At 64.9% G+C, this 20,318-nt stretch carries 14 protein-coding genes; 7 read left to right on the forward strand and 7 right to left on the reverse strand.

The window, feature by feature from the left end; genetic code table 11:
• Positions 1–2: 2 nt before the first annotated feature.
• On the forward strand, positions 3–2,414 hold the full coding sequence (locus llg_RS19850) for a tetratricopeptide repeat protein (protein WP_338286765.1): 2,412 nt from the start codon (positions 3–5) through the stop codon (positions 2,412–2,414).
• Here llg_RS19850 and llg_RS19855 read toward each other — a convergent pair.
• Complete coding sequence (locus llg_RS19855; protein WP_338286766.1) at positions 2,411–3,907, reverse strand: ATP-binding protein; 1,497 nt, start codon at positions 3,905–3,907, stop codon at positions 2,411–2,413. The two genes, llg_RS19850 and llg_RS19855, sit on opposite strands and share 4 nt — an antisense overlap.
• Before the next feature lie 5 nt (positions 3,908–3,912).
• A complete protein-coding gene (locus llg_RS19860; RefSeq protein ID WP_338286767.1) occupies positions 3,913–4,566 on the reverse strand; it encodes a response regulator transcription factor in 654 nt (217 codons plus the stop codon).
• Between the two features lie 270 nt (positions 4,567–4,836).
• Between llg_RS19860 and llg_RS19865 the strand changes: the two genes are divergently transcribed.
• The 4 genes from llg_RS19865 (at position 4,837) to llg_RS19880 (ending at position 7,532) form a co-directional block, all read left to right on the forward strand.
• On the forward strand, positions 4,837–5,736 hold the full coding sequence (locus tag llg_RS19865) for a protocatechuate 3,4-dioxygenase (protein WP_338286768.1): 900 nt from the start codon (positions 4,837–4,839) through the stop codon (positions 5,734–5,736).
• Positions 5,733–6,101 carry a hypothetical protein gene (locus llg_RS19870; RefSeq protein WP_338286769.1) on the forward strand — a complete coding sequence of 123 codons (369 nt, stop codon included), beginning with the start codon at positions 5,733–5,735 and terminating at the stop codon, positions 6,099–6,101. Before llg_RS19865 ends, llg_RS19870 begins: the two co-directional genes overlap by 4 nt.
• Before the next feature lie 160 nt (positions 6,102–6,261).
• Positions 6,262–6,660: a hypothetical protein gene (locus llg_RS19875; RefSeq protein ID WP_338286771.1), complete on the forward strand. Its 399-nt coding sequence runs from the start codon at positions 6,262–6,264 to the stop codon at positions 6,658–6,660.
• Positions 6,661–6,827: 167 nt separating this feature from the next.
• A complete protein-coding gene (locus llg_RS19880; RefSeq protein WP_338286772.1) occupies positions 6,828–7,532 on the forward strand; it encodes a hypothetical protein in 705 nt (234 codons plus the stop codon).
• A gap of 99 nt (positions 7,533–7,631) precedes the next feature.
• Here the strand turns inward: llg_RS19880 and llg_RS19885 are convergent, their stop codons facing one another.
• Together llg_RS19885 and llg_RS19890 are read right to left on the reverse strand one after the other, a co-directional pair.
• On the reverse strand, positions 7,632–9,638 hold the full coding sequence (locus llg_RS19885) for a UvrD-helicase domain-containing protein (RefSeq protein WP_338286773.1): 2,007 nt from the start codon (positions 9,636–9,638) through the stop codon (positions 7,632–7,634).
• Positions 9,639–9,746: 108 nt separating this feature from the next.
• Positions 9,747–10,478 carry a zinc metallopeptidase gene (locus tag llg_RS19890; RefSeq protein ID WP_338286774.1) on the reverse strand — a complete coding sequence of 244 codons (732 nt, stop codon included), beginning with the start codon at positions 10,476–10,478 and terminating at the stop codon, positions 9,747–9,749.
• Positions 10,479–10,564: 86 nt separating this feature from the next.
• Here llg_RS19890 and llg_RS19895 point away from each other — a divergent pair, with 86 nt between their 5' ends.
• Positions 10,565–11,251: an SDR family oxidoreductase gene (locus llg_RS19895; protein ID WP_338286775.1), complete on the forward strand. Its 687-nt coding sequence runs from the start codon at positions 10,565–10,567 to the stop codon at positions 11,249–11,251.
• 55 nt (positions 11,252–11,306) lie between these two features.
• Positions 11,307–13,997 carry an ATP-dependent DNA ligase gene (locus llg_RS19900; protein ID WP_338286777.1) on the forward strand — a complete coding sequence of 897 codons (2,691 nt, stop codon included), beginning with the start codon at positions 11,307–11,309 and terminating at the stop codon, positions 13,995–13,997.
• 20 nt (positions 13,998–14,017) lie between these two features.
• Here the strand turns inward: llg_RS19900 and llg_RS19905 are convergent, their stop codons facing one another.
• The 3 genes from llg_RS19905 to polA form a co-directional block, all read right to left on the reverse strand.
• Complete coding sequence (locus llg_RS19905; protein ID WP_338286778.1) at positions 14,018–15,727, reverse strand: hypothetical protein; 1,710 nt, start codon at positions 15,725–15,727, stop codon at positions 14,018–14,020.
• 62 nt (positions 15,728–15,789) lie between these two features.
• Positions 15,790–17,385, reverse strand: a complete 1,596-nt coding sequence (locus tag llg_RS19910) for a DNA/RNA non-specific endonuclease (RefSeq protein ID WP_338286779.1) — start codon at positions 17,383–17,385, stop codon at positions 15,790–15,792.
• Between the two features lie 107 nt (positions 17,386–17,492).
• Complete coding sequence (gene polA / locus llg_RS19915; protein WP_338286780.1) at positions 17,493–20,282, reverse strand: DNA polymerase I; 2,790 nt, start codon at positions 20,280–20,282, stop codon at positions 17,493–17,495.
• Positions 20,283–20,318 lie beyond the last annotated feature (36 nt).

The following is a 20,318-nucleotide window of genomic DNA, read 5'->3' on the forward strand; positions in this document are numbered from 1 at the left end:
ACATGAAACGTTCCCTCGCCTTCCTGCTGCTGGCCGCCGCGCCGCTCACGGCCCAGGTCCCACAGGCCCAGCCCGTCGATCCCGCGCTCCAGGCGGACCCGGGCAACGACATGTTCCAACGGGGGAAAAACCTCTACGACCAAGGACGCGCCGGGACCACACCGGAAGCCCGCGCCGAAATGCTCCAGCGCGCGGCGGCGGTCTTCAATGACTACCTGACCCAGTTCCCGAACCACGCGAACTCCGAGCCGGCGTGGCTCTACATGGGGCAGAGCCTTTACCTCTCCGGCAAGGTGGATGAGGGCAAGCGCTGCTTCCAGACGCTGATCAACCGCTTCGGCAAGGGACCGTGGGTGGGCGCCGCCGCCTACACGCTGGCGATCGACTATTACAACAAGAAGGACTACCAGACCGCGGCTCCCCTGTTCCAGAAATACGGGGACAACGCCAACCGCCCGGAGGACAGCACGCGCGGCTACTTCTACGCCGCGGAGAGCTACCGCTACCAGAACCAGGACCGGCTGGCGGCCGACCTTTACCGCAAGGTGATCAACGACGCGGCCTCCGGCGTGCACGCGCCGATGGCCAAGATGGGCCTCGGTTACCTGCTGCTGAAGGGCAACAAGCACGAGGAAGCGCTGCCGCTGTTCGAAAGCGTGGTGACCTCGTCCGCGACTCCGGATACCCGTGGCGATGCGGCGCTGAAGGCCGCCCTTTCCGCCTCGAAGCTCAAGAAGCAGGAACTCGCGGACAAGTATCTGAAACTCATCGCCGTGACGCCCGGGATGGAGAAGTTCCGCCCGGACGCGCTGTCCCTGCTGATGGAGAGCGCGATGGCGGAGAAAGACTACGAGGGCGTGCTGGATGCCTACCGCAAGAGCGGCCTCGAGGCGTCGGACGCCGTGGAAGGGCCACCGGACGAGAAAGCTCCGAAGGACGAGAAAAAGGCGACACGCCTGATGCTCGCGGGCCGGGCCAATTTCCAGCTCAAGAAGACCTCGGAAGCGCTGCGTCTGTTCCGTCAGGTGGAGCGCAGCATTCCGCCGCAGAACGAGCTGGCCTATCAGGCGGCGTATTACCGGATCCTGTGCTTCTACGCGATCGACGGGGAGCACCTGCCCGATCAGGTCGACGCCTTCGTGCAGATCTACCGGAAGTCCCGCGGCAACGACAAGAACCTGCACACGGCGCTGCTGATGAAGGCGGAAACGCTCTTCAACCGCAGCGACTACGCCAACGCGGCGACCACCTACGCGGAGATCGACGTCACCTTGATCAACGAGGCGAACCGCGCCGGGCTGCTGTTCAACCGCGGCTGGTGCCTGGCGGAAGCCGGTGATCCGCAGGGCGCGATCAAATCGCTCACCAAGTTCCTCGCCGATTATCCGAAGGATCCGCGCCTGATGAAAGCCCTGGCGAAGCGCGCCACTTCCTACGTCCAGGCCGGAGAACCGGCGAAGGCGATCGAGGACTTCGACAAGCTCGGCACCAGCGATGATCCGGAGTTCGCCCGCATCGCGTGGGCGGAGTCCGCGCGCCTGCGTCGCGACGAAAACAATCTGCCGGACATGATCGTGCGCTACCGCGGGCTGCTGGCAAAGGGCGGCACGCTGAGCCCGAAGCTGGAAGCGGAGGCGAATTTCTACATCGGCTGGGGTCTGGTGAAAACCAACTCGCCGAAGGATTCGATCCCTTATCTGGAAAAGGCCCGCTCGTTGCAGCCGACCACGTTCCAAAAGCACGCCGGTCTCCTGCTGGCGCTCGGCTATTTCGCCAGCCAGAACCTGGAGAAACTCTCCGAGGAAATCGACATGGCCGTGGAGAAGCACTACGCGGACGAACTGCCGGACCAGGCGCTGCAGTGGGCCGGGATGCAGGCCTACTACGCCAACAAGTTCGCGGCCTCCGCCCGCTACCTCGAACGGGTTTCGAATCCGGACGAACCTCGTGAAACTTCCAAGGAGATCTGGCGCTACCTCGGCAAGGCCCGGCTGGAGTCCGGCAAATACGAGGATGCCCTCAAGGCCACGCTCAACGTGCTGGCGGTCGAGGAAAACGCGGGACTGAAAGCCGACGCGCTGCTCGACAAAGGCCGCGAGCTTTTCGGCCTCAAGCGGGACGCCGAGGCACAGAAGGCCGTGGATGAAGCCACCGACATGCATCCGGAAGGACGCACGGGCGCGGGCCTGCGCCTGCTCTCCGGGGACTTGAAGATGCGCGCCGGGGATGCCGCGGGAGCCGCCGGTCCTTACATGAACGTGGTCCAGTTCATCGACGACCGCGACCTGAAGCCGCTGGCGCTGTGGAAGCTCGCCAAGGCGCTCGAGAAGAAAGGCGACACCGCGGATGCGGAGAAATACCGCGAGCAGCTCAAAAAGGAGTTCCCGAACTGGGAGGCCCCGAAAGAGAGCTAAGGCGCCGATTTCGCGGGATAGCTCACGGTGAAGGTGGAGCCCATGCCCACGCGGCTGGTGACGCCGATGGTGCCGCCATCCGCCTCGACGACGGCGCGGCAGATCGCCAAGCCTAGGCCGAAGCGTCCATCCGCCCGCGAACGGGCACGGTCGGCGCGGTAGAAGCGGTCGAAGACGCGCGGCAGATCGCCTTCCGCGATGCCCACCCCGGTGTCCTCGACGATCAGTTCCGAAACGTCTCCGGCCTGCCGGGTTCTGACGCGGATCACGCCGCCCGGGCGGTTGTAGTGGACGGCGTTCGACAGGAGATTGCCCACCACCAGCCCGAAACGTTCCGGGCTGCCGTGGATCGCTGCGGTGGCGAGATCCAATTCAAGGACGAGCTGCCGCTCCGCGACAAGGGGACGGAGACGGTCCGCCACCTCATGGGCACACACCGCCATGTCGAAGGTGGCGAGCGAAGAGGCAGGCCCGCCATCGGAACGGGCAAGGTCCAGCAAGGCCTCAGTGAGGCGGCGCATCTGCTGGGCGGCATCGAGGCATCCGGCAAGCGCTTCCTGATAGTCTTCGGGTGAGCGTTCGCGAGCCAAGGTCGTCTGAGCCTCGGAGATCATCAGGGTGAGCGGCGTCCGCAGTTCGTGCGAGGCATCCGCAGTGAACTGGCGCTGGCGTTCAAAGGCCTCCTCCAGACGGCCGAAGGTGGAGTTGAGCACCGTGGCCAGTTCGCTGAGTTCATTGTCGCCGATCACGGGGATACGGTTCGAGAGATTGCCCGCCGAGATGCGGCGCGCCGCCTCATTGATCTCCGCGATCGGCCGGATCGCCTGGCCGGTGAGCCACCAGCCTCCGGCGATGCCGACGACGAGAACCCCGAGACCGGCGAGGGAAATCATGAGGGCGAAGCGGCTCATCGCGGCGTTTTCGGAAGCCAGCGATCGCCCGACCAACACGCAATCGCCACGCTCGGTGAAATGGAACGCCTCGCGCATGCCCGCGCGCTCGCGGAAGCGGACGGTGGTTTCCCGCGAGGTGTTTTCGGGACGAGGAATTTCACCGGACGCGGTGACCGAGAGGTTCGCTTTCCTGCCCGCCCTCCAGATCTGATAGTAATAGGACTCCGCACCGTTGTCCGCGAAGAGAGCTTCGGTGACCGCCGGAATGCGGATGACCCGCGGGCCCGGCGGCTCCGGCGGAGTCAGGTCGCCCGACTCCGGCGGAGGAACCAGTGAATCCAAATCGGCGGGCCCCAGGGGCGAATCCCCCGGACGAACCGGCGGTTGCCCCAGGCGATCCCGCGGGCCACCCGGACCATTGGGGCCACCACGCACGGAGACACTCAGCAGCGAAACGCGGTTTTCCAATTCGGCATCGAACCGGCGCAGGCGGTTGCCGCGTTCCAGATGATACACGCTGAAGCCGAAACCGGTGAGCAGGAGGATTAGGAAGAACGCGAGCCACGCCTGCAGGCGCCAGCGGATGGAGTGGGACGCCATGGGTTTCAGGATTCGACCAGATAGCCGTGGCCGCGGCGGGTGGTGATGATGTCGGAGCGGAGTTTCTTCCGGATGCTGAAGATGTGGACGTCGATCAGGTTCGAGAGCGAGTCGTCGTTCTCGTCGAACAGGTGCTCGTGGATCTCGGTGCGGCTCACCAGGCGTCCGCGGTGGAGCGCCAGATACTCGAGGATCGAGTATTCACGGGCTGTTAGACCCGCCACCTTGCCCGCATGGCTGACCACCTTGGTGCGGGTGTCGATCGAGACATCACCGAGGTCGATGGTGGAACCGGTCTGGCCGGCGTGGCGGCGGACGATGGCGCGGACGCGGGCGAACAGTTCCGGAAGGTCGAAGGGTTTGACGAGGTAGTCATCGGCGCCGCCATCCAGTCCACGGACCCGGTCGGGCGGCGTGTCGCGTGCGGTGAGCATGAGCACGGGCGTGGGTTTCACCGCGCGCAGGCGGCGGAGGATTTCCCAGCCATCGAGGCCGGGCAGCATCACATCGAGCACCACGGCGTCATAGTCGTAGTTCTCCGCCTTGAACCATCCCTCCTCGCCATCCGCCGCGGTGTCCACCGCATAGCCTTGCTCGCGGAAGGCCTTTTCCAAGGTCCGCAGCAAGCGGGGTTCGTCCTCCACGAGCAACACGCGCATGCGCGAGTCTGACAGATCGAAGATGAAGGAACGATGAAATCCAGAGTCACGATCCGAAAAAAATGGAACCGCGAATGAACACCGATGAACGCCAATTTTTGGAATCGATGGATTGGGCTTCGCCGAAGGGGGCGGTCATTCCCCTTCCCTGTGATTCGTGCCCATTGGCGTCCATTCTCGGTTCTTTTTCCTCCCTATGGATCATTTTTCCCAAGCTTAACCGGAACTTAATCGGCTGCGTGCGAAGGTCACGCCATCACGAAAGAACCGATGACCGTTCCGACCCACCACCTTTCCTCCCGCCGGGGATTCCTCGGCAGCCTCGGCCTGGGTGCCGCGCTTTTCTCCACCCGCGGGCTGATGGCGGAGGAGCTTGAGAAGAGCCCGGGGCTGATCATCACCCCGCGCATGACGGAGGGGCCCTACTACCCCGACAAGATGCCGCTGGATACGGACAACGATCTTCTCATCATCAACGATTCCATCAACCCGGCGGTGGGAGAGATCACCTATCTCACCGGACGGGTGCTGACCGCCACCGGCCAGCCGCTGCGCAACGCGGTGGTGGAGATCTGGCAGTGCGACTCGAAGCAGTCCTACATCCACACCAAGGGCCGCAACTCCGCCGGAGACGATGGCAATTTCCAAGGCTACGGCCGCTACCTCACCGACTCCACCGGCCGCTACTTCTTCCGCACCATCAAGCCGGTGGCCTACACGCTGAATGGGATGTGGCGCGCGCCGCACATCCACTTCGCGATCAGCAAGGGCGGCCAGCGGATCTACACCACGCAGATGATGGTGAAGGGCTTCGCCGACAACGCGAAGGACGGCGTGCTCTCGGGCGTCCGCGATGCGAAGGCCCGCGAGTCGGTGCTGGTGGATTTCAAGCCGGTGGAGGGCTCCAAGATCGGGGAACTCACGGCGACGTTCGACATCATCATGGGCCTCACGGCCGAAGAGGTCGAACACGGCAAACTTGTAGGCGGAATCGGCAAGTCCGAGTCCAGCCGCGGATTTGGTGGCCCTCCCGGCCGTCGCCCCGGAGACCAGGGCGGCCCGGGCTTCGGATCGGGCGGGCCACCCCAGCTTCCACCCGGCGGCAAGCCTCCCGAAGGCGCTCCGCAACCACCACCGGCATCACCGACACCGCCCGACGCGGCTCGGTGAACCTTACCTGGTTTTCTGTCAATGGCACGACCACGGGAGAAATCCACGCGAACTGGGATTTCGTCAGCGGCTTCACTCCCGTGGAACCCACCTACCCGGCCTCCGGCGGCTTCATCGCATCGGGAGCACTCGTCGCGGGGCCGGGTAGCAGCCTTCGCCACCGCATCCGGATTCCCGCCTACACGGGATACACCTACGAGATTTACAGTAATCCCACCATGGAGACACTGGAATGGAAGGCGGTGCCTTTCTCGCTGACCCAGACCGGGACGATCGACCGGAACAATGACACCTCCTCTGCCGCGGTGAAGGGTTTCTACAAGGTCACCTTCCGTGTGCCGAGCGCGAACACCGGCACTCCGTGAGCCGAGCGTAGCGACAGGGGAACTCCATACTTGTCAACATTCCCGAAATAAATGAGCCTTGCAGAGCCCCACTGCAATGAGCTCCCCCGGCCAGGACGGACACAGGCACCGGACGCGCGCGCGCGCTCCGGCCGCCCGGGCACGCTCGCTTCCTTTCAAAGTGCCGTTCGTTTCGGCGATGTTCTGGGCCGCCATGCACTATCTATGCGTGGTCGCTTGGATCACCAGCGCGGTGATGTTCGCCATCCGCCGCGACCAGCTCACCTCGGAACTCCTGATCGGTTCGATGGTTCTCAGCGTGCTGTCCTGGATCTGGGCGTTTTTCAAACGGCGGGCGGCGCGTTGCCCGCTTTGCAAGGGCACCCCGCTGTTGAACAGCGGCGCGCTGCCCCATGGCAGGGCCGTGCGTCTCGCTCCTCTCAACCACGGCGTTTCCGCCACGCTCAGCCTGCTGTTCACCCAGGAGTTCCGCTGCATGTATTGCGGCAACCTCTACGACCTGTTGAAGCCCTGCCAGAGCTCACGTCCTCCGGTGGAGAGCGAGGGTGATGCGCAGTGAAATCGTGACGCGCACGGCCCGCCGAAAATGGTTAGGAACGGTGTAGGATACCCGTGATCATGGGGGAGCACTGATTTTCCGTTGTAGGAGAAGGTTAGGGAAACCATTCTGTTGGCACTTCGCCACGGCACCCACCGGCCGAAGTGTTCCCCCACCCTCCCCCCGACATGAAAACCGTTGCAGCCTTCGTGGCTGGCCTCATGGCCGTCGCGTGCTCACTCGCCTCCGGGCAGTCCCTGAACTGGAATCTCACCGGTTCGGCGGGCATCCTCGATTCGGGCGACAAGCTGTTCTTCACGCAGAACAACATCACCGTGACCGCCAGCGCCTGGGGCTACACCTACGGCAGCAGCGACAATGCTTTGGAACAGGCGGCGCTCGGTCAGTGGAACGTGGGCATGGGCGTGGTCAGCGGCACCGAGGATCCCTCCGGCGTGGACCACCAGCTCGACAACGCCGGCCCGGACGAATGGGTGCTGTTCGTGTTCAGCGAGAAGGTCCAGATCACGGGCGTGACAGTGGACCCCTACGGCGTCTACGACCGCGATGTCACCTACTGGACGGGCAACGTCTCCACCAACATCGATCTCACCGGCAAGACCTACGCCGATCTCGCCTCGCTCGGCTTCAACGGGGAAACCTCGGACAGCTCGACCGCCAGCGAAAGCGCGCGCACCGTCCCGGTCACCAACCCGGCGGGTGGCGTGAACGCCATTCTCTTCGGAGCGAAGCGCGGCGAGTACAGCGGCTCGGACATCGACCGCTTCAAGATCACGGCCATGTCCACCTCCAGCATCGCCGCCGTGCCCGAGCCCACCGGCCTGCTGCTCGGCTCGCTGGGCCTGCTGACCCTTTTCAAGCGCCGCCGCTGACGACGCGGGGGCGGAGAACCATCTCCCCCCAAAACATGAGCCTCCGTCCCCCAACCGGGGCGGGGGCTTCGTTTTGTTGGAGAGGGCGACGGCCGCCGCTCAATCCCCGAGCAAGCCCTTGAGGCCGCCGAAGAAATTCCCCAGTTCCTCCTCGCTCGCCTCGGCACCCAGGATGTCGTCGTAGGTGGTGTGGAGCATATGGGTGTCGTCGATCTCCGCGATGAAGCTGCTGGACTGGCAGTGGGTTCGCTCTCCGTATTTCGTACGGTAGGCGCAGTAGGTCATGGTCAGCATCTCGCGGGCGCGGGTGATGCCCACGTAAAGCAGGCGCCGCTCCTCGTCGCGGGTGCCTTCCACGATGCTGCGCTTGTGGGGCAGTATCCCCTCCTCCAGGCCCACCAGATACACGATCGGGAACTCCAGGCCCTTCGAGGCATGGAGGGTGATCAGGGTCGCACCCTGTTTCTTTTCAAGATCGTCGTCATCGCGATCGGACGCCAGTGCGCTGGCATCGAGGAAGGACTGGATGTCCTTGCCCTTGCCTTTCATCGAGTGCTTCCGGAGCTGGTCGATCACGTCGGCGATGCCCTCGCCGCGCTGCTGCCGCTCGTTGTCGGTCTTGCAACCGCGGCCCACCCACGGGATGTAATCCATTTCATCGAGCATCGCCTTGAGGGCGTCGCCGGGGTTCTCACGCGCGATCTCAATGCGGGCCTTGGTCCCGGCGATGCGGACGACGAAGTCCTCGATCGCCCCGCGGGCCTTTGGGCCGAGCCCGGCGGTGAAGGCCGGATCGCAGAGCGCCTGCCAGACGCTCTGGTTGTTCATGCGGCTCCAGTCCGTGGCCATCACCGCGGTGGTCTGGCCGATGCCGCGGTTCGGCGTGTTCAGGATGCGTAGCAGCGAGACGTCGGCATCCGGCGAGGCCAGCACCTGGCAATACGCGAGCACGTCGCGGACCTCCTTGCGGTCGTAGAAACTCTGAGCGCCGACCATGCGGTACGGGATCTTCCTTTCGCGCAGGGCTTCCTCTATTTTCCGGCTCTGCCCGTTGGTGCGGAAGAGGATGGCGTAGTCCTCCCACGCCCGCTTGCAGGTGCCCTTGTCCGCCAGGATCTCCTCGGCAATGAATTCTGCCTCCTCGGCATCTCCCGGCATCGCCACCAGACGGACCGGTTCTCCGCCGGCACGGGTGGAGCGCAGGATCTTCTCGCGGCGGCCGACGTTGTGCTTGATCAGGCTGTTCGCGGTATGGAGGACCGCGTGGGTGGAACGGTAGTTCTCCTCCAGACGGATGACGCGCGGGTTCGGGAAGAATTTCTCAAACTGGAGGATGTTCGCCACCTCCGCACCGCGAAAGCCGTAGATCGACTGGTCGTCGTCTCCCACCACGCAGACGTGGTATGGCGGGCCGACGAGCTGCTGGAGCAGTTGCATCTGGAGGGCGTTGGTGTCCTGGAACTCGTCCACGGTCACGCGCTTGAACTGCTGGCGGAAGGAGTCCCGCACGTCGTGGTGCTCGCGCAGGAGCTGCTCGGCGAGAACCAGCAGATCGTCGAAATCGACCGCGTTCTGGGCCCGGATCTCGTTCTGGTAGGCTCGGCCGAGGGTGGCGAAGAAATCGTTCTCGTGCTCGCCGGGGTCGATCCCCCTGTTCTTGAGCTTCGAGATTTCCGAAAGCACCGCCTCGGGCTTGATCTTCTCCTCGGCCCCCGCCTTCCGGACAATGATCTGCTTGAGCAGGCCGATCTGGTCGCTGCCGCTGACAATGGAGAAGTTCCGCTTGTAACCGAGCTTCTCGATTCCGCCGCGCAGCAGCTTCACGCACAGCGAGTGGAAGGTGCTGACGGTCATCGCGTCCGCCGCCTTCTTCGACACCATGCCCGCGATGCGCTCGCGCATTTCCGCGGCGGCCTTGTTGGTGAAGGTCACCGCCAGGATATGCTCCGGGCGCACGCCCTTCTCCAGCATGTGGGCGACACGGCAGGTCACCGTGCGCGTCTTTCCAGTGCCCGCACCCGCGAGAATCAGGACCGGGCCATCGAGGGCACCGACGGCTTCACGCTGGGCGTGGTTGAGGGAATCGAAGGAGAAAGCGGAGGCCATCGGCGAAAGCGAGCAAACGCGAGGTAGGGGCCGCGATCAAGTCCGCGCTGCCAATCCAAGACACGGCAAGGCCGAGAGCTTGATGCCCCCGGCGTTGCCTGCCTTTTGTCACTCCTCGTTCTGGCGGCGATTCCCGAACAGAAGCATCACCCAGTAAAGGAGTTGCGCCAGCGAACCGAGCGCGGCGACCACGTAGGTCATCGCAGCCCAGAACAGGGCGCTTTTCGCCTGGCGGTGCTCCATGCTGGAGCCGATCCCGCTGCGGTCGATCCACGCCAGTGCCCGGCGGCTGGCATCGAACTCCACCGGCAGGGTCACGAAGGCGAACAACGTCGTCACGGAGAACAACAGCACGCCGATCAGGAACACCGAGGTATTGTGCCACTGGGACACCGCCGCCATACCGAGCCCGATCATCAGCACGATGCTCGATAGATTGCTCGAAATGTTCACCAGCGGGACCAGCTTCGACCGCAGGCCGAGCCAGGCATACGCCTGCTGGTGCTGGACCGCGTGGCCGCACTCGTGCGCGGCCACCGCCGCGGCGGCCACCGAGTAGCCGCCATAGACATAGTCGCTCAGGTTCACCGTCTTGTTGGTGGGATCGTAGTGGTCCGTGAGGTGTCCCTGCACGCTCACCACCCGCACGTCCGTAATGCCGTTCTGGCGCAGCATCATTTCCGCCACCTCGGCGCCACTCACCGGCATGGGCACCTGGGCATACTCGTTGAACTTGCGCTTCAACATGGCGCTCGCCGCGAAGCTGAGGAGCGCCGTCAGCCCGATGACCACGTAGTAGCCGAGGCCACCCATGGGCGCATACTGAGCAAGGACATGCATTTCAGAAATCATGATGTTAGGATAGGACGCATCCCGGGCCGTGCAACCCGCCACCGGGTCGAAAACCCGAGCCTTTTTCCAATACCATGCCCCGCCTCGTTGTGATTACCGGCTGCACCCGCGGCCTCGGCCTCGCCATGGCACGCGCCTTTGCCCGCCGCGATTGGACGGTGGCGGGCTGCGGTACCCGCCCCGAGGCCTGCGCGAAGCTCCAGGCCGAGTTCGGCCCCGACCACACCATTCTGCCCTGCGATGTCACCGATCCGCAGGCTGTCGCCCGGTTCGCCTCGGACGTCCTCAACGAGCACGGCGCGCCGGACCTGCTGCTCAACAACGCCGCCATCATCAACGACAACGCCCCGCTGTGGGAGGTTTCCACGGAGGATTTCGGCCGGGTGGTCGACGTGAACCTCAAGGGCGTGCACGCCATCTGCAGGGAATTCCTGCCCGCCATGATCGCCCGCGGAACCGGCGTGGTGGTGAACTTCTCCTCCGGCTGGGGGCGCTCGACCTCGCCGGACGTCGCTCCTTATTGCTGCACAAAATGGGGCATCGAGGGTCTCACCCTGGCCCTCGCCCAAGATTTACCACCCGGACTGGCGGCGATCCCCCTGAATCCGGGGATCATCGACACCGACATGCTCCGCAGCACCTTCGGGGCCGGGGCGGCGGATTTCCCCGATCCCGAGGAATGGGCCGGAAAGGCGGTGCCGTTCTTGGAAAAACTGAGCCCCCGGGACAACGGGCGGCCGCTGACGGTTCCGGGCCAGTGAGTTTGCCGTCGCAAACCGTTGCCCCCGACTACCAAACGTTTATAATCGACCCGACTTGATCGACGTCCGATTCAACCGCGGCCTGTATCTCCCGGAAGCCGACCTATGGCTCGACCCGTGGGATGCGAAGCCCCGTGCCTTCGTTTCGCACGCCCACGCCGATCATTTTGCCCGCCACGAGATCTCGATTTGCAGCGAGGCGACGGCCATGCTGGTGCGGAAACGCTACGGCATGTCGGAAAGCCGTCTGGAAGCCCTGCCCTTCCATGTCCCGCTGGTGAAGGACGGCTTCCGCCTGCGGTTGCTGCCGGCAGGCCACATCGCGGGCTCCGCGATGCTCCACATCACCCGCACCCGGGACAATTCCACCCTGCTCTACACCGGGGATTTCAAGACCCGCCGCGGTCGCACCGCGGAGCCGGTGTGCTTCCAGAACGCGGACACCCTGATCATCGAGACCACCTTCGGGCTGCCGCAGTTCACGTTTCCGCCCGCTCTCGAGATCGAGTCTGCGATCCTGCGGTTCGTGGGCGATGCCTTCACCGATGGTGAAACGCCCGTTTTATTCGGTTATTCGCTCGGCAAGGCCCAGGAAGCGCTGGCCCTGCTCCACGAACACGGCATCCCCACCCTGCTCCACCCGAACGTCGCGGAAATGACCGCCGCCTGTCGTGAAGCAGGCGTGGAACTGCCGGAGCCGGTCCTATTCGAGGGGTTCGCCCTGCCCGGGCATGTCATCATTGCCCCGCCGAACGCCATCCGCTCGCGCGCGCTGCGGGGGCTGAAAAGCAAGCGCACCGCCATGCTCACCGGCTGGGCGCTGCAACCCGGAGCGAAATACCGCTACCGGGTCGACGAAGTCTTTCCCCTCTCCGATCACGCCGATCATCCCGGGCTACTGGAATGCGTCCAGCGCGTCCGCCCGAAGCGGGTGCTCACGGTGCATGGCTACGCCCACGAATTCGCCGCGGAGCTCCGGGGCAAGCGCGTGGACGCGTGGTGCGCCATGGGCGGCGACCAGCTTGAACTCGCGATGGGGGGCGTCCCACAGCGCCCCATGGGCACGATCCAGGCCCGCCACAACCGGCCGATCTGCCTGCTGGCGGACTTCTCGGACGCCTGCCGCCTGGTGGGAGAAACCAGCAGCCGGATCGCGAAGATCGAGTTCCTGGCCAATTACCTGCGGAGTTTGGAGAGCGACCATGACCTGCGCTTGGCCGCGGGTTGGCTGACCGGCGAGGCCCTGCCCAAGGCAGGCGGACGCCGCACGCTCCAAACCGGTTCCGCCGCCCTGCGCCGGGCATTGCTGGCCCTGCCGAATGCCCGCGAGGAACGCTACCGCGAGATTTCGCTGGCCCAGAATGATGCCGCCCGGACGGCCCGTCTCTTCCTGCAGGAACTGTCGTTGAAGCCCGAACCGCTGGATCTCGCGGGCCTTGAAGGCTTTTTCAAGGAGCTCGCCGCCGCCTGCGGATCGATCGCCCGCATCGAGTTGCTCTCGCCCCGCCTGCGGACCCTGCATCCGGCGGAGGGCGAGACCCTGGTGAAGCTACTGACCGGCGACCTGCGGATCGGCCTCAAGGAAGGCTTGGTCGAGGACGCGATCGCCGCGGCCTTCGCCGCCGATCCGGCGGACGTCCGCCATGCCCACATGCTGACCGGCGATCCCGGGGAAACCGCGGTGTTGGCGCGCTATCAACGGCTGGAGGAAGCAGTCCTGCGTCCCTTCGTGCCGGTGAAGTCGATGCTCGCATCCCCCACCGCCGACGCGGCGGAAATCTGGGACTGGCACACGGCCGACAACAGCGGGCCGCTGTGGGTGGAGCCAAAATACGATGGCATCCGCCTCCAGCTCCACAAGGTGGGCAACCGCGTCTCCCTGTTCTCACGGGACCTGCTGCCGCTCGATGACGCATTTCCGGACCTCATCGCGGCGGCCACGAAGTTGCCGTGCGACTGCGTGCTCGACGGAGAACTCGTTGCTTTCGCGGAGGGACGGCGTCTTGGCTTCAATGACCTGCAGCAGCGTCTCGGACGCCAGGTCGACCAGAACGAGCTCTTCCTCACCGAAGATGCTCCCGATCTCCAGGTGCCGCTGCGTTTCGTCATCTTCGACATCCTTTGGCACGCCGGGGAATCCCTCCTCGATCTCTCGCTACTGGAACGCCGGATGCGACTCGACTCATTCGAGCTCCCCGAACCCTTCCGCCGGGTCGCGGTAGCGCAGATCGACAGCCCCGAGCTTCTCGATGCCGCCTTCAAGGAGTCCCTCGGCGCAGGCCATGAAGGCCTCATCGCCAAGGACCAGCGCAGCCTTTACCAACCCGGCCGCCGCGGCCGCTCGTGGCTGAAGCTGAAAGGCGTGATGCCCACGCTCGACTGTGTGGTGGTCGCCGCCGAGCAAGGGCATGGCAAGCGCTCCGATGTGCTCAGCGACTACACCTTCGCCGTCCGGGACACCGACACCGGCCTGCTCAAAATCATCGGCAAGGCCTACAGCGGACTGACCGACGAGGAGATCGAAGACCTGACCGAGCACTTCCAGCGTCACACCTTGGCCAAGGAACGGCGGAAGCACCTCGTGGAGCCGAACGTGGTACTGGAGATCGCCTTCGATTCGATCCGCGCCTCGGAACGCCACGATTCCGGCCTGGCCCTGCGCTTCCCGCGTATCAAGGCGATCCGTAAGGACAAGACGCCGGAGGAAATCGACACGGTGCAGTACGCGCGCAGCTTGGTGAAGTGATGTCGGCCCTTACCGGCATCCTAGCTTCCGGCCAAATGGATCTGCCCCAGTCGTGCCTCGCGCAACGCGACGGAGTGGATCTTCCCTGCGAACAGCCGCGCCTTCGCTGGATCAACCGCCGTGTAGTGCTCCGCGATGCGGTCCATCGCCCCATCGCGGGTCGGGCCAACCGGTAGATCATTCACCCAGCCGATGGCTTGGTCCGCATCACGGTCCAACCAATAGGTGGTCACCGTGCGGGCCTCGTCGATGCGAGCCGGGCTTTCCGGCTGGGCGGCCACCCACTCCGCAGCCTCCTGCGGCCGGTTGTCAGCCCAACGGTTCACGATGCTATCGAGCACGATGTCCCGGAAGTCGGCATTGGCCAAACCATCCGCCCACGCAAGCGCCGCGCCCACGTCGTTCTGCACCCACAGCGGGATGACGCCGAGAACGGCGGCAGGTTGTTCGGTTTCCGGCAGGGAGAGGACGAAGGTGCTGGCCGCCGCGGGATCCGCCAGGGCCCAGAATGACAACGCGCTGTGGATCGTTTCCACCCGCACCGACTGCTCCTCCGGAAACGACGCGGCCCAACGGGTAGCCGCTTCCGGATTCGTGCGGGCCCATGCCGAAGCGAGTGCCAAGTAGGCGGCATTCCGTGCGCTGTCGCTCGGCAGCGCATCAATCCAAGTGTAGCTAGCGACCGGATCGGAGGCGGCCAGCACGGTGGCCAATTGCGCGGCCGCGGCGTCGTGCATCCGTCCCGGTTTCATCGCCATGACATGGGCTCGCGCCAGCTCCGGGCTCTCGAGGCTCCAGACATCGAGAAGGTTCCGGATCGCCGACGCCTTCAGTCCCTCTTCGGAAATCGCCTCGATCCACGAAAGCGCGGCCTCCGCATCACTCGCTGCCAACGCACGGATCAATCCCAGCGTCGCCTCGCTGCGGATCTCGCCGGCGGGCAAACGATCCACCGCGCCGCGGGCGGCCAGTGGATCGAGCTCGATCAAACGGCGGAGGGCTCGTGCCAGCACCCGGTCATGTGTTTCACCGGTCAACCACGTGTCCGCCAAGGTGATTGCCTTGGCCGGATCACCGGAGGAAAGGGCTGCCAGCACCGTTTCGATGGCCACCTCGCGTCCGTTACCCGGAGAAAGCGCCATCGCCCACTCCAGCGCGGCTCCGGCATCCACCGCGGCCCAACCGGACAGCAAGGCGCGCAGGGCCTTGGCCTTCGGGTCGCCTTCCGGCACCTGATCGAGCATCGCCGCGGCTCCGGCGGGATCCTGTCGCGCGAAGCGTGCGAACAAGGCATTGTAGAGAATCCAATCCTCCGAAGTGGTCGCCATTTCCCGGGCAAGATCCAGCGCCCGCCGCGGCTCTTTCTCCGCGATGCCGCCGATGACGATCAGCAGGCCGTTCGTGTATTCCGCCCCTCGCGGCACGGTACGGAGAAACGCGAGCGCCGCCTCCGGATCGCGCTGGAACCACTCGCCCAACACCCGCCCGAACTCCTCGGAGCGCGCCGCCGGGTCGGTTCCCGCGAGGATGGCCCGGAGTTCGTCCGTGCGATCCTTCGCCACCGGCCGAACGGATGAGGCCGACGCCCTGCGCGAAACCTCCGGATCGCCTTGGGGAGCGGCGTGGCTTGCCCCATCGGACGACGCACGCGAATGCCACACGGCTGTCCCCCCGAGCATCAGGATGACAGCCACCAACAGGAGCAAGCAGACGAAAAGACGACGGTTCATGAACCAGCGGAAAAGCGGCGTCCTCTCCGGCAAGGGATCCGGAGAGGACGCCGCGGAATGAATCAGTTGTTACGGGGAGTCACGCTGCCAGCGGTGAAGTCGGCGGCGTTGTTATTGGTGTCCGTGGCACCGGCACCCGCGCGCAGGTCGGAGGTGGTGGCGCTGGGAGTCGGAGCCGCACCGGAGCCTTCATAGGCATTCGCGGTGCCGTAGCCGACGAAATCCACCACGGCGGACGAGCCTACCGGATTGCTCATGGTGAGCAGCGTCTGGGTGTTGGTCAGGGCGACCTTGCCAGCAGAAGCGGACATGCTGATGGAACCGGTGGCCTGCGGGGTCGGCAGGTTGGTGGTGCCGCCGGTGCCGGCGGCTTCCTGGATCAGGTAGTAGTGGCCCGGCTGCAAAGTGCCGCTGAGGTTCGTGGCGGACCACGAGCTGCCGGTGGAGCTGGCATATTGGACCGCGTAGGCAGCGAGGTTCACCGCGGTGGAGCCGCCGTTGTAGAGCTCGATGAAGTCGTTCTTGTAGGTCGCGCCGCTGTTGCCGCCACCGCCATAGACCTGGCTGATACGGACGCCGCCGCTGCCACTGCCACCGCTGGTGACTGTGAAGCTGGAGCCGCTGGTCGCCACGCCGCCGGGAGCGGTCACACTGACCGTGCCGCTGGTCGCGCCCGCGGGCACGGTGGCGGTGATTTGCGAGGACGAATTCACCGTGAACGAGGCGGCGGTGCCATTGAACGACACCGCCGAGGCGGAGGTGAATCCCGCGCCGGTAATGGTCAAGCTGGTCCCCACAGGACCGCTGGACGGGCTGAAGGCGCTGATCGAGGTGGTGACGGCGCCGTCCACCTTCGCACGCAGCACGGAGGCCACGCTGGCGGGCAGCGCGGTGAAAAAGGTGAAGCCGGTGTCGGCCTGGAGCAGGTTGACGGACGTGACATAGTTCGTCCACGGGTCGTTGCGGACGCCCGCGATGTTCGGAATCTTCAGCGCGATCACGCGGGTGGCCGTGGTGATGCGGCTCAGCGCGGTACCGCTGCCCGGCGGGACGATCACCGCGATCTTCCAGGTGTAGCCGGGAATGGAGGCCTTGCCGCTCGGCTGGATGCGGGCACCGGTGAAAAGGCTGGGGCCGGAGGTGATCAGCAGCTCGTTGCCGGACTGGGCCTGGCTCTGGCAATACGCCTCGAAGTTCTGCCACACGCCCTGGTTGTTGTCCGGCGTCTGCGGGATGATGTTCGACATGTAGAACACCAGCAGGTTGTTCGCGCTGGTGTCCGTGCGGTCGTAGGACGGGCACATGTGGCCGCGGTCGTAGCCGGAGTTCGTGTAGTCGCCGGTGACCAGGCGGTAGAAGGTCGTCGGCAGCGCGGTGTCCTGGTAGAAGGAACTGGAGCGGCCGGAGGTGCCGATGTCCGGCCCGGTCAGGTCCCAGCTCACCCAGTTCGGCTCGCCGTAGGTATCGCTGTAGTCGACGGCATCCACCGTGCGCTGGAGCAGGTAGTTGCTGTGGTTGTTCGGGTCCACCGTGGCTCCAGTGGGGTTGCCGAGTTGCATTTGCAGGGCGGTGCTGATCGTCGCCTGCGCGCCGGCGGGCGCGAGCACGATGGTCGCCAGGAGGCCCAGGGATCGGGTCAATCGGGATGAACGCTTCATGTCTTCGGGGATGGCCCGGACCATGGATAGGTCCGGCTCCATCCTACCTGCCTAACAGAAGCGCCGCCGTGAAGGTGGCGGAGGAAACGGATTCGTGACAGGCCGGGTCAATGCGCCGCCAGCCAGTTGTCGCCGGTGCCCGCTTCCACCTCCACCGGCACGCCGTCGGGCAGAGGCAGGGCATTTCGCATCGCATCGAGGATCTTCGGAACCAGCTCGTCCTTCTCGTCGAGCGCGAGGTCGAACACGAGTTCGTCGTGCACCTGGAGCAGCATCCGCGTCTTGTACGATCCTTCCCGTAACAGGGCGTCGATCCGGATCATGGCCAGCTTGATCATGTCCGCGGACGTGCCCTGGATGGGGGTATTGATCGCGGCGCGCTCGGCATTGCCGCGGATGCTCTGGTTTCCGGAGGCAAGGTCCGGCAGTGAACGGCGGCGACCGGTGAGCGTCTGCACCTGGCAGGTTTCACGGGCCTCGGTGACGGTGCGGTCCATGAACTCGCGGATCGCCGGATACTCGCGGAAATAGGCGTCGATGATCGAGGCAGCCTCGGCACGGGGAATCGAAAGCCGCTGGCTGAGGCCGAAGGCGGAGATGCCGTAGATGATGCCGAAGTTCACCATCTTCGCGGTGCTGCGCATGTCACGGGTCACGGCGCTTTCCTCCACGCCGAACACCTTGGCGGCGGTGGCAGTGTGGATGTCCAGGTTGCGGCGGAACGCATCCGCCATCGAGGCATCACCGGAAAGCCCGGCCATCACCCGCAGTTCGATCTGCGAGTAGTCGCACGACAGCAGCGTGAAGCCCGCGCGCGGCACGAAGGCCTTGCGGATGCTGCGGCCCGCTTCCGAACGGATCGGAATGTTCTGGAGATTCGGATCGGTGGAAGCGAGGCGGCCGGTGGCGGCCACGAGCTGGTGGAAGGTGGTGTGGATGCGACCGGTCTCGGCGACGATGTATTTCGGCAGCGCGTCGAGGTAGGTCGACTTCAGCTTGCTGGCCTCGCGCCAGGCGAGGATGTCCGCGATGATCGGGTGCTTGCCCTCCAGCGAGAGCAGCGTGGCCTCATCGGTCTTGTATTGGCCGGTCTTGGTCTTCTTCGCCTTGTCGGCCAGGCCGAGGCGGTCGAAGAGCACCTCGCCGAGCTGCTTGGGCGAACCGAGATTGAAATCGCTGCCCGCGTGGTTGCGGATCGAAACGGCCAGCTCGTCGATGCGGGTCTGGAGTTCCGCGCCGATGGTGCCCAGCGCGCCGGAATTCACGGCGATGCCTTCCATTTCCATGGCCACCAGCACCGGCAGGAGCTTGCCCTCGATGTCGTGATAGACCGCTTCCTGGCCGGAAGCCGCCAGCAGCGGACGCAATTTCTCCGCGAGCTGGAAGGTCACATCCGCGTCCTCCGCGGCGTATTCCGCCAGCACCGCCAGCGGGATCGCGGTCATGTCGAGTTCCTTGGACACCTTCTTCTCCGCGGCAAAGGCGAAGAGATCCCCTGCCCCCTCGTCCGCGGGCGCGGGCAAGGCGGTGGCGATGTCCTTCAGCTTCACGGGCGTGTAGCCGAGCAGCGTTTCCGAAAGGTAGTCCATGCCATGGCGGCGCTCCGGGGCGACGAGCGAATCCACCAGCATGGTGTCGAAGAACGGCCCTTCCACACGGATGCCGTGATGCAGCAGCACGGAGAGATCATACTTCAGGTTGTGCCCGATCTTCTCCGCCGATGACGTCAGCACCTCCTTCAACGGCTCATAAAGGGCATCGACATACGGCAGATACCAGCCCTCGTGCGCCTTCCAGGAAAACGCCACGCCGAGCAGCTTCGCCTCGAAGCGGTCGAGCGCGGTCGTCTCGATGTCGAAACAGAACGACGACAGCCCTTTGAGCGCCGCGAACAACTCCGCCTGTTTCTCCGGCGTGTCCGCGAGGTGATAGGTGTGATCGACCTCGCAGATCGTTTTGAAGGTGTCGAACAAGGTCGACTCCGCGGCTTCCATCGCCACCGCTTCGACTGACTCCGCCTTCGCGCCATTCTCGCCGAACAGGCGTTTCGTCAGCGTGCGGAATTCGAACTCGGTGAACAACGCCTTCACTGCTTCATCGTCGCGGGACGAAAGCTCCAGCGCGTCCCACGTCACCTCGATCGGCACCGCGCGGTCGATGGTGGCCAGCTCCTTGGAAAGCAGCGCCTGGTCGGCGTAGGCCTCCAGATTTTCCTTCTGCTTGCCCTTCAGCTTCGCGGTGTTCTTCAGCAGCTCCTCCACCGAATGAAAATCGGCAATGAGCTTCTGGGCGGTCTTCGGACCGATGCCCGGGACGCCGGGAATGTTGTCGACCGTGTCCCCCATCAGCCCCAGCAGGTCAATGATCTGCGTGGCCTGGTTCACGCCCCAGATTTCCGGGAGCTTCGCCAGATCGATGATCTCGTGCTCCGATCCCTTCTTGCCGGGCTTCCACATGAAAGTGGTCGGGCTGAGGAGCTGGGCGAAATCCTTGTCCGGGGTGACCATGTAGGTCTCGAAGCCCTCCGGCTCCGCGCGCAGCGCTAGCGTGCCGATGATGTCGTCCGCCTCGTAGCCATCGAGTTCCAGCACCGGGATGTGAAAGGCGGCGCACAGGCGCTTCACCTCCGGGATCGCGGCAGCCAGCTCCTCCGGCATTTCATCTCGCTGCGCCTTGTAGGCCGGGAACCGGACGTGGCGGGCGGTCGGCGCGGAGGTATCGAAGGCCACGCCGAGGTGAGTCGGCTTTTCCTTTTCCAGAATCGTCAGCAGGGTGTTGATGAACCCGTAGAGCGCGGACGTGTTGATCCCCTTCGAGTTGCGGATGGGATTCTGGATGAAGGCAAAGTGGGCCCGGTAGACGAGCGCCATGCCATCGAGCAGGAAAAGACGGGGCATGCCGGGAGGAGAATGGGGCGGACCGGAACTTCCAAG

Source organism: Luteolibacter sp. LG18 (assembly GCF_036322585.1).
Classification (GTDB): Bacteria; Verrucomicrobiota; Verrucomicrobiia; order Verrucomicrobiales; family Akkermansiaceae; genus Luteolibacter.

Excerpts from the sequence above, each read along its gene's own strand:
- llg_RS19895 (WP_338286775.1), top strand. The coding sequence starts at position 10,565 with ATGCCCCGCCTCGTTGTGATTACCGGCTGCACCCGCGGCCTCGGCCTC.
- llg_RS19850 (WP_338286765.1), top strand. The coding sequence starts at position 3 with ATGAAACGTTCCCTCGCCTTCCTGCTGCTGGCCGCCGCGCCGCTCACG.
- llg_RS19885 (WP_338286773.1), bottom strand. The coding sequence starts at position 9,638 with ATGGCCTCCGCTTTCTCCTTCGATTCCCTCAACCACGCCCAGCGTGAA.
- llg_RS19910 (WP_338286779.1), bottom strand. The coding sequence starts at position 17,385 with ATGAAGCGTTCATCCCGATTGACCCGATCCCTGGGCCTCCTGGCGACC.
- llg_RS19855 (WP_338286766.1), bottom strand. The coding sequence starts at position 3,907 with ATGGCGTCCCACTCCATCCGCTGGCGCCTGCAGGCGTGGCTCGCGTTC.
- polA (WP_338286780.1), bottom strand. The coding sequence starts at position 20,282 with ATGCCCCGTCTTTTCCTGCTCGATGGCATGGCGCTCGTCTACCGGGCC.
- llg_RS19890 (WP_338286774.1), bottom strand. The coding sequence starts at position 10,478 with ATGCATGTCCTTGCTCAGTATGCGCCCATGGGTGGCCTCGGCTACTAC.
- llg_RS19905 (WP_338286778.1), bottom strand. The coding sequence starts at position 15,727 with ATGAACCGTCGTCTTTTCGTCTGCTTGCTCCTGTTGGTGGCTGTCATC.
- llg_RS19865 (WP_338286768.1), top strand. The coding sequence starts at position 4,837 with ATGACCGTTCCGACCCACCACCTTTCCTCCCGCCGGGGATTCCTCGGC.
- llg_RS19880 (WP_338286772.1), top strand. The coding sequence starts at position 6,828 with ATGAAAACCGTTGCAGCCTTCGTGGCTGGCCTCATGGCCGTCGCGTGC.
- llg_RS19860 (WP_338286767.1), bottom strand. The coding sequence starts at position 4,566 with ATGCGCGTGTTGCTCGTGGAGGACGAACCCCGCTTGCTGCGGACCTTG.